We start from the raw sequence: 9,884 nt of genomic DNA on the forward strand, positions 1-9,884 counted from the left end.
ACCTGAATATGTACCCTGACCGAATACCGGATGACACCTTTGACAGCAAATGAATCCTCAGCAATTCTGTATATACGATCCATCGCCTGCCTATACCCACCCGGCTGTCGATCATGCTACACTTAACGGGTCAGGCCACTTCTGCTTTAAGTATGACCGGATGATTGCCGTATTGCAAGCATCCCGGCAACTGGCAGAACAGGCATACTTTGGATTACATAAAGAGACGGAGGAACTATGCTATGAAAAAAATCGGATTTATCGGTCTGGGTACCATGGGTTTGCCAATGGCAGAAAACCTGATCAAAAAAGGCTTCGAACTGACGGTCTATAACCGCACCGCAGCCAAGGCGGAATCCCTTGTTCAGCAGGGTGCACGGCAGGTACATACGCCGCGCGAAGCTGCCGAAGGACAAGATATGGTGATCACCATTGTTAGCGATGATGCTTCCATTTATGAAGTGTATCAAGGTGAAAATGGTATTATTGCTGCCGTGCAGCAAGGATTGACTGTCATGGATTGCAGTACGGTCTCTCCGCCACTGGCTCTAGAAATCGCTGCCGATGTTCATGCACGCGGCGGCATCTATCTGGATGCGCCGGTAACCGGCAGCAAGCCTGCAGCGATCGATGGCACGCTGGTATTCATGGTAGGCGGCAATCCCGAAGCGATAGACACTCATCAGGACGTATTCGATACACTGGGACGACTCGTTATTCCAATGGGGCCGAACGGAAGCGGCGCTACTGCCAAGCTCGCCCATAATACAATGGTCGGCATTCATACTGTAGCACTGGCTGAAGGATTCGCTATCGCTTCCAAAGGCGGCATCGACCCTTCCGCATTTCTGCAGCTGATCCGCAATGGTGCTGCCAACAGCCGCACGATTGAACTGAAGGGCCAGAAAATCATCGACGGCGACTATAGCAACCAGTTCTCTCTCGCATTGATGCTCAAGGATCTCAAGCTCGCCTCGGCACTTAATGACAAGAACGGTGTTCCTTCTCCCATGCTGAATCTGGCCAAAAGCCTGTTCCAGACGGGTCAGTCCAAAGGATACGGTGATGATGATCTATCCGTTATCGCCAGATGCTACGAAGAATGGATCGGTCAGACGATCAACGGCAAGTCTCTGTAATCTTGTTCATGCACGTTGTATATTCCTCCGGATTCGACCAGGCAGATAGATGCTGATCCGAAGATCGCTTTCTCTGCACAGCCCCCTGCTGGAATATACCGCGATGGCATGGCACAAATATACTTTACTATAAAGCCTGAAGACATCGGCGCCAATGAGATACAGCATAGACGCTGTTACCTCTCATATGCCATTACAGCAGGCAGCACGAATCAAGCCGCAGCAAACATTCAGCAGAATCATCAAGCAAACGCACATGCGTGCACTTTGTATGGTGACTCTGCTTTTTGTGTTGCTTGAATACCTATCTTCCTGCAGTCATCTTCAATAAAGTACTCCTCTGCAGCCCTTTGCTGTTGAGCTCAACGAATCAGGAGTACGAGCAGCAGTAATCGGTCACCGTTTTGATTTCCAGCTTGAATCTGGTATTAGCAGGTACTTCAAAGGTAGACTGTCCATCAATATGCAGCCATTCTTCTGAACCTGGCAGCTGAACCGACAGCTGACCGGATAGAATCTCCATCGTCTCATGCTGATCGGTTCCAAATTCATAGCTGCCCGGCATCATGATGCCCAACGTGACTTTACTGCCATCCGGCAGCAAAACTATTCTGCTCGTTACCTTGCCTTCATAGTAAATATTGGCTTCCTTGATTACTGTAACCTGTTCAAATTGACTCATCCGCTTATACCGCTCCCCTATGATCAAATGGAAAACACCGGGTATCCCCGCCTTGCCACAAACGATGCTGCAATATGGATTAGAAAAAAGCGCAGAGTGGCGCTGGGCCACTTCTGCACCTTTTAAGGTTAAACGATATTAGGACAGCAGTCCTTTAACTTTTTGTACCACGTTATCTACAGTGAATCCGTATTCGGCCATTACGCGGTCGCCAGGAGCGGAAGCACCAAAGGTAGTGATACCCAGGATTGCGCCCTTGTCGCCAACATAACGTTCCCAACCGAATGTTTGAGCCATCTCGATAGCAAGACGAGCTTTAACATCTGGCAGGATAACAGAATCTCTGTAAGCTTGATCTTGTTTTTCGAACAGTTCCCAGCTTGGCATGCTGACAACGCGTACTTCGATGCCTTCAGCTGCCAGTGCTTCTTGAGCTTTAACAGCCAGCTGCACTTCGGAACCTGTTGCGATGATTTGTACTGCTGGTTGTCCGCCTTTAGCGTCGGATACAACGTAAGCACCTTTTTTGATGTTTTCGCGTACGCCTTCTACTGTACCAGGCAGGATTGGCAGGTTTTGACGAGTCAGTACCAGCGCAATTGGACCACCTTTATTTTCCATAGCATGAGCCCATGCAGCAGATGTCTCGTTACCATCCGCAGGACGGATTGTAGTCAGACCTGGAATGATGCGCAGGGAAGCCAGTTGTTCGATTGGTTCGTGTGTAGGACCATCTTCACCAACAGCGATACTGTCGTGAGTCAATACATATGTTACAGGCAGACCCATCAGAGCAGCCAGACGTACTGCCGGACGCAGGTAATCGGTAAATACGAAGAACGTACCGCCGAATACTTTGATACCGCCGTGCAGTGCAATACCGTTCATTGCCCCTGCCATTGCAAATTCACGTACACCAAAGTAGATGTTACGGCCATCGCGTGTTTCAGGTGTGAAGTTTTCCAGACCTTTCAGGTGAGTCATTGTGGAGCTCTCCAGGTCAGCAGAACCGCCGGCCAGTTGAGGTACACCATTGATCAGACCGTTCAGAGCGTTACCGGAAGCAACACGTGTGGATACTGCTTTGTCTTCAGTGCCGTAGAATGGCAGTTCTTTGTCCCAGCCATCAGCCAGGTTACCGGAGAATGCCGATTCAAATTGTGCAGCCAGCTCAGGGTTTGCTTTTTTGTATTCAGCAAACATTTCGTCCCATGCTTTGTTGGCTTCAACGCCACGCTCTTTAACTTTTGCAAAGTATTCACGAACTTCATCCGGTACATAGAAATCTTCTTCGTATGTCCACTCGTAGAATTCTTTGGTCAGTTTGGCTTCTGCAGAACCCAGTGGAGAACCGTGTGTACCACCGTGGCCGCCGATACCCTGTTTGTTCGGGCTACCGTAACCGATCACTGTTTTCACTTCGATCAGTGTTGGACGGGAAGTATCGGATTTTGCTTCTTCCAGTGCTGCTGCGAGTGCAGTCAGATCGTTACCGTCTTCTACGCGCAGTACTTGCCAGCCGTAAGCTTTGAAACGGTCTTCTACGTTCTCGGAGAAGGACAGACCTGCTTTACCATCCAGCGTAATATCGTTGGAATCGTACATCATGATCAGTTTGCCCAGTTTCATGTGACCAGCCATGGAAGCTGCTTCACTTGCTACGCCTTCCATCATGTCGCCATCGCCACAGATTGCATAAGTGAAGTGGTCGACTACGTTAGCGTTGCCTTTATTATAAGTTGCCGCCAGGTGGGATTCAGCCAGCGCCATACCTACTGCCATGGCTACACCTTGACCCAGAGGACCTGTTGTAGCGTCAACACCAGCAGTGTGACCATACTCAGGGTGACCTGGAGTTTTACTTCCCCATTGACGGAATTGTTTGATTTCATCCATTTCCAGACCGTAGCCGGACAGGTGCAGCAGGCTGTACAATAGCATAGAGCCATGACCTGCAGACAGTACAAAACGATCACGGTTTACCCATGTAGGGTTAGCCGGGTTGTGTGTCATTGTTTTAGCGAACAGCTGGTAGCCCATTGGTGCGGAGCCCATTGGCATACCTGGATGTCCAGAGTTTGCTTTTTCGATCGCATCGATCGAGAGTGTACGGATCGTGGAGATCGCGAGATTGTCCACGTTGGAGTTGCCGGATTGGCTAATGCTTTGTTCTTGCTCTTGTTTCTTGTCAGTCATGTTAATCCTCCTCATTCTTCTTGGTAAAGCGAGGTGCTCAGACCCTATTTCATCTGATACAAATTCATCTATGCAATGATCTCAAATGAAATGATTCTTGTTGAGTCTTTCAATTTGACTTATTAACCCTTCGTCCATTGTAACACTTGTCTCGGCAGTTTACCATATCGTTATTTCACTCCTTTGTATTTATACCCAATATCCTATCCACTAAAAGAGGAGGACGACATTTTGAAAAGATATATGCTGCAAGGGATTGTTGCAGGTCTTGTCAGCGGGATGGTGCTGGGATTTTTTTTGAAATGGATTCAGCAGTTGACCAGTTCGGGGGTATATACGATGCTGCTGAATATTGATTTTGTTCCCGCACTGCCGGATCGTCTGCCTGAAGCGCTGGAATTCGGACTGCATTTGGCTGTAGCCATTGTGCTCGGCTGCCTTTATAGAATATGGATAACCCGCTGGCCTCATCCATGGATCAGTGGGCTACTGATCGGTGCTGCTTCGTCCCTGTTATTTTTCCCGCTGGCATTGCTGTCTGACCGGGTACCGCCGGTGAATGATATGATCGCTTATATGTACTGGCTAGCCGGACATGTACTATATGGGATTGTACTGGGGATATTCGGTTATTGCTATCTGCGCCGTAGGTCGGCTGCAACATGATATTCACTGCCATCATATCCAACTACCGTAACATATCAATATTAACGGCGCGTTAAGAAAGCAGCACAAAAACTCCTTCTTTATGCAGGATACTCATGCCTTTTTACTCAGGCGATGGTGCTCCAGCCAAGGAAGGAGTTTTTGATACATTAATGATTATTGAAAAAATACATTTCCCGCATAAATAAATCCTACTCCACTACGTTCCACAAATCTGAGTGTACCTACATATCCTTCTGCATCGCTATACGCATAGGTTGGTCCTTGATCGCTATTAAAACGTAATGTGACATACTTACTGCCTGGCTTAGATTGATCAGTCATCGCAATGGCTGGCGAGTCAGCAGATACCGATACCGGTGATGAAGCAAATACAGAAGATGCTCCTGACATTAACGCTGCAGTAAGTACAGAAGCAGCAGCTATTTTAGCTATTTTAGCTATTTTAGCTATTTTAGCTATTTTAGCTATTTTCATTACAATTTCTCCTTTGGTTGCCTGTAGTGAAAAGCTCGCTTATTGCTTCATTTCTTAGCCGGTTTAACATAAGTATTCTTCCCATACTATAGTTCAAGCAGGTATAACTTAATTGGAATATACATAACCGCCAAAGATATAACCGCTGCTATCCTGTGCAATGTAAGACAATGTGCCCGAGTAGCCCCCTTGGTTATAATAATAAGTCGGACCTGGGTTGGTTGATAATCGAACTGTCACATATTTACTGGCTGATGGAGTACTGACAGCTGGAGATGAAGAGACTGCTGCAGAAACTGGAGCAGCCAATCCAGAGACTCCTCCTGCCAATAAAGCCATGGACAATAGCGAACCTACAGCAATGTTAGTAATTTTCATTATATCCTCTCCTTTAATAATGATGATTACGCATACAATATACCATATTATTCCATAATAGTAAATTTAATGATGCGATTGTTTGTATCCTGGTATTTCTGTATATACCTACTTTGAGATAGAACCTGATTTCCAAAATAAAAAGCCACCCTCAACATAAGGATGGCTTCATCACTATTTATCTTCTGCAATGGCATATTTCGAAATAAATAACCGCTTCAGTTAAATACTACCGTCTTGTTCTGATGCACCAGAATACGATCTTCCGTATGCCACTGCACTGCACGTGCCAATACGACACGTTCAATCGTACGCCCTATACGTTTCAGTTCATTTACATTATCGCGATGGCTGACACGCTGCACATCTTGTTCAATAATCGGACCGCCATCCAATTCTTCGGTTACATAGTGAGCCGTAGCACCGATAATTTTCACTCCACGATTGTATGCCTGGGCATACGGCTTGCCGCCGACAAAGGCTGGCAGGAACGAATGATGAATATTGATGATCCGGTTGCGGTAATGCTCAATAAAGGTGGGCGATATGATCTGCATATAACGGGCCAGTACAATCAGATCAATATCTGAACCAATGACTTCCAGTTGACTACGCTCGGCTTCCTGTTTGGTATCTGCTGTGACCGGGATATGATGGAATGGAATGCCAAAAGATTCCACATAGTTACGCATATCATTATGGTTACTGATCACTATGGCAATATCTGCGTCCAGATCGCCTGCCTGCCAGTGCCAGAGCAGCTCGACCAGACAATGATCTTCCTTGGATACGAAGATAGCCAGCTTCTTTTTGCGGCTGACTTCATTGATCACCCATTTCATCTGAAAACGTTCGGCAATCTCTTCGAAGTCCTGCTTTACACTGGTCAGATTAACAGCCAGCTCCGGCAGATCAAATTCGATACGCATAAAGAACATGCCGCCGTCAGGGTCCATCGTATACTGATCGGACTGCACAATATTCGCTCCATGCTCGAATAGAAAACGCGATACCGCCGATACGATTCCCGGTCCATCCGGACATGAGATCAGCATGCGTGCACGATTATCCTGCTGTTCGCGCACTGATTGATTTTGCTTTACATGTACTTCCATGTTATGGATTTCCTCCTTCTGAATAACAGCACAGGACTGTGATTTTTCTACAGAAAAACACATCCCGACTTTACAGCTTCCCCACGATAAAGTATCCTGCGGACCATAGCCTGTTTTTTAAATTTTCGGATATTCCAAAATATCTTATATTACAATCTATGTGATCCAGGCTGGAAAGTAAACAAATTTATTCTGGTGCTATTTATTAAAGGGATCAACAACATGCAGCGGGATTTATTTCATTAGTAATGATGCTGTGACAAGGTTGTATGTAAAATCCATTCATATGGTGTTCTGGATAGAAAATAAAATTTCATCAAGAAAAGTAGCTGTCTGAATATATACTACATAAAGCAAATAACCCCTGGGAAACAAATGATTCCAACCTCATTTTGTTTCCCAGGGAGTTAACTATTGGTTTTGATTCTTTTGATTCTTTTGATTCTTTTGATTCTTTTGATTCTTTTGATTCTTTTGATTCTGACTTATTGTATACCGGGTTTATATCCTGTATATGCTTTTGTTCTGAATTTCAGCTTTTATTGTGACTCTTCATTCCGACCTGCTGCTTTAGGACTCTGTAAAATAGGTTCTGCCAAATAGTGATTTACAGAACCTGCTTACCTGCCAGAAAAGCGATCAGTCGCAGATTAATCTGCTCTTCGCTCATTTCTTCAAACAGTCCATCTGCTGTAATCAGATCGTACATGCGCTCCAATGGCTCACGTGGGTCGGCTTTGCGGGCTTTTGCATCGTTTTTGAGTACAGCCCAGGTATCCAATACATAAGAGCGTGCTTCAATTCCCTGACCTTCGAAGAAATGATGCATTTTCTCGACATCTTCTACAAATCCACTACCAAAACGCCCAGACAAATCGCCGCGCAGCAATGCGATTTCTACTTCATACATCGGGCGCTGCTTTTTGGCATCTTTGCCGATCCAAGGCGTTTCCAGAATAAATGGACGACCCTGCAGCTTCTCATGATTAACCAGACGATTGAGAGCTTCAAAACCGATCCAGCCGGAACCGATAGGTGTATGGCGGTCTTTGCCCGCTCCTACCGGATTTTTGCTGTCATTCACATGGACAACCGTGATACGATCCAGACCAACAATACGGTCGAAATCTTCCAGTACACCATCCAGATTATTAATCAGATCGTATCCTGCATCATGGGTGTGACAGGTATCAAAGCATACTTTGAGTCTCTCGTTATGCGGTACCAGCTCCATGATTTTGGCGATTTCTTCAAAGCTGCGGCCCATTTCGGTTCCTTTGCCTGCCATGGTCTCCAGCGCGATATTCACATCGGTTTCTTTTACCCCTGCCAGCACTTCTTCCAGTCCGGCAGCGATACGCTTAATTCCGTATTCGGCATCCATATCCGTAAATGCTCCCGGATGCAGCACAATATTGCGTACGCCGATTTCATGGGTACGATTAATCTCTTCCTGCAAAAAGTTCACAGCCAGCTCATACGTATGTTCTTTGTAAGAACCCAAATTGATAATGTATGGAGCATGGACAACGATCTCTTCTACTCCGTTAGCTGCCATTTTGGCTTTGCCTTCTTCGATAAACATCGTATCCATTGGTTTGCGGCGCGTATTTTGCGGTGCACCGGTATATATCATAAATGAGCTTGATCCATATTCAGCCGCTTCATTAGCTGCGCTCAGCAGTCCCTTGCTGGAAAATGATACATGGGAACCTATTTTCAACACGATAAATTTCCCCCTTAAGTATGCCTGTTCTTCGCGAATCCAACCTATTTTAACGTGAATAGATAAATAAATCTAGAATGATGCGATGAATACTTGATTAAGATACGCGATGCTCCTACAGGAAATGTGTAGAAAATGTAGAAAGACTTGTTGAAAAGCAAGTTTAAACTACGCTGGATTTATTTTAGCAGAGCACAGTGACGGATAATGGTTAATAATGAGTAGAATGTATTTTTGTCCTAATCTTATCGTGACTGTTTACTGAATCGATATGTATTTTAGACGAAAGCAGATGTACGAATAACAGGTATCACAGGATGTATTTAAGAACAGGGTGTATGACAACAACGGATTGACTGACTTCCCCTGTATTTCTTAATCCATATAAATAGTAAATCATTTTACCGAGGAGGCCCATTTATGAATATTGTCGTATGTGGTGGTACCGGATTTGTAGGAAGTCATCTTGTGCCTTTTTGGCAGCAGCAGGGGCATCAGATTACCATTGTCACACGCAAAATTACCAAAGACAAAAAAACGGATCCAGCAATCAAATACATTACCTGGGAAGATATGGAGCAGAATCCCAAGCAGCTGGAAGGTGTAGATGCCATCGTTAATCTGGCGGGCGAATCGCTCAATCAGCGCTGGAGCACCAAGACCAAGCTGGAGCTGGTAGAATCGCGTATGCGTACGGTTAATATTGTATCCAAAACGCTGGAACAGCTGGAGCGCAAACCGGAAGTCGTTGTGCAGGCCAGTGCCATGGCTGTATATGGTACTTCCCAGGAAGAGACATTTGACGAAAGCAGTGAACGGAGAACGATGAACTTCCCTTCCAGCCTGGCGGAACAATGGGAAGCTGTAGCCGATAGTATCAAGGAGGTACGCTTGATCAAGCTACGGGTCAGTCTGGTATTTGGCAAAGACGCGGGTGTATACCCTCTGATGACGCTGCCATATCGTATGTATGCAGGTGGCAAGATCGGCTCCGGCAAGCAGTGGGTGTCCTGGATTCATATCGATGACATGGTGAGACTGATCGACTTCTGCGTGATGAACAAAGAAGTCAGTGGACCGGTCAATGCTTCTTGTCCGGGACCGGTACGTTATGCCGAACTGGGTACTGCACTAAGTAAAGTACTGCATCGTCCACATTGGTTCCATGTACCATCTCTGCTGATTAAGCCGGTTCTGGGTGAATTGTCGGTCGTCCTGCTGCAGGGACAGCGTGTCATTCCCCAGAAAGCCCTGGATCACGGTTTTACTTATAAATTCCCGACTATCGAATCAGCAATTGCCGATCTGGAAGGAAAGAAAAGCTCGGAACCTTCACATGCCTGACTATCCGGTAACTTTATTAAAATGCAAATAGAGTTCTGAGTTCTGAGTTCTGAGTTCTGAGTTCTGAGTTCTGAGTTCTGAGTTCTGAGTTCTGAGTTCTGAGTTCTGAGTTCTGAGTTCTGAGTTCTGAGTTCTGAGTTCTGAGTTCTGAGTTCTGAGTT

General features: G+C 45.8%; 9 protein-coding genes. 3 read left to right on the top strand and 6 right to left on the bottom strand.

Translation table 11 applies throughout. The features are described 5' to 3' along the window. The first annotated feature begins 242 nt into the window (after positions 1–242). Positions 243–1,139, top strand: a complete 897-nt coding sequence (locus WH46_RS02120) for an NAD(P)-dependent oxidoreductase (RefSeq protein ID WP_017811486.1) — start codon at positions 243–245, stop codon at positions 1,137–1,139. Positions 1,140–1,509: 370 nt separating this feature from the next. On the opposite strand, the gene ppnP is transcribed toward WH46_RS02120, so the two are convergent. Further along, a complete protein-coding gene (gene ppnP, locus WH46_RS02125; protein ID WP_046225523.1) occupies positions 1,510–1,821 on the bottom strand; it encodes a pyrimidine/purine nucleoside phosphorylase in 312 nt (103 codons plus the stop codon). 138 nt (positions 1,822–1,959) lie between these two features. Beyond that, positions 1,960–4,017: a transketolase gene (tkt, locus tag WH46_RS02130; RefSeq protein WP_017811488.1), complete on the bottom strand. Its 2,058-nt coding sequence runs from the start codon at positions 4,015–4,017 to the stop codon at positions 1,960–1,962. Positions 4,018–4,248: 231 nt separating this feature from the next. Between tkt and WH46_RS02135 the strand changes: the two genes are divergently transcribed. Continuing rightward, positions 4,249–4,683, top strand: coding sequence for a hypothetical protein (locus WH46_RS02135; protein ID WP_052714080.1), 435 nt, complete (start codon positions 4,249–4,251; stop codon positions 4,681–4,683). 156 nt (positions 4,684–4,839) lie between these two features. Here the strand turns inward: WH46_RS02135 and WH46_RS02140 are convergent, their stop codons facing one another. The 4 genes from WH46_RS02140 to WH46_RS02155 form a co-directional block, all read right to left on the bottom strand. Continuing rightward, positions 4,840–5,160: a hypothetical protein gene (locus WH46_RS02140; RefSeq protein ID WP_046225524.1), complete on the bottom strand. Its 321-nt coding sequence runs from the start codon at positions 5,158–5,160 to the stop codon at positions 4,840–4,842. A gap of 108 nt (positions 5,161–5,268) precedes the next feature. Continuing rightward, entirely contained in the window at positions 5,269–5,538 is a 270-nt protein-coding gene (locus WH46_RS02145) for a hypothetical protein (protein ID WP_017811491.1), read from the bottom strand. Between the two features lie 218 nt (positions 5,539–5,756). Further along, the gene (gene purU / locus WH46_RS02150; RefSeq protein WP_046225525.1) at positions 5,757–6,653 is read right to left on the bottom strand and encodes a formyltetrahydrofolate deformylase; all 897 of its coding nucleotides are present in this window, start codon (positions 6,651–6,653) and stop codon (positions 5,757–5,759) included. A gap of 607 nt (positions 6,654–7,260) precedes the next feature. Beyond that, positions 7,261–8,379 (bottom strand): deoxyribonuclease IV, encoded by a 1,119-nt coding sequence (locus tag WH46_RS02155; protein ID WP_046225526.1) that lies wholly within the window; start codon positions 8,377–8,379, stop codon positions 7,261–7,263. Between the two features lie 420 nt (positions 8,380–8,799). Between WH46_RS02155 and WH46_RS02160 the strand changes: the two genes are divergently transcribed. Continuing rightward, positions 8,800–9,723: a TIGR01777 family oxidoreductase gene (locus WH46_RS02160; protein ID WP_046225527.1), complete on the top strand. Its 924-nt coding sequence runs from the start codon at positions 8,800–8,802 to the stop codon at positions 9,721–9,723. Positions 9,724–9,884: the final 161 nt, after the last annotated feature.

It is taken from the genome of Paenibacillus dauci, from assembly GCF_000971985.1.
Classification (GTDB): Bacteria; Bacillota; Bacilli; order Paenibacillales; family Paenibacillaceae; genus Saccharibacillus; species Saccharibacillus dauci.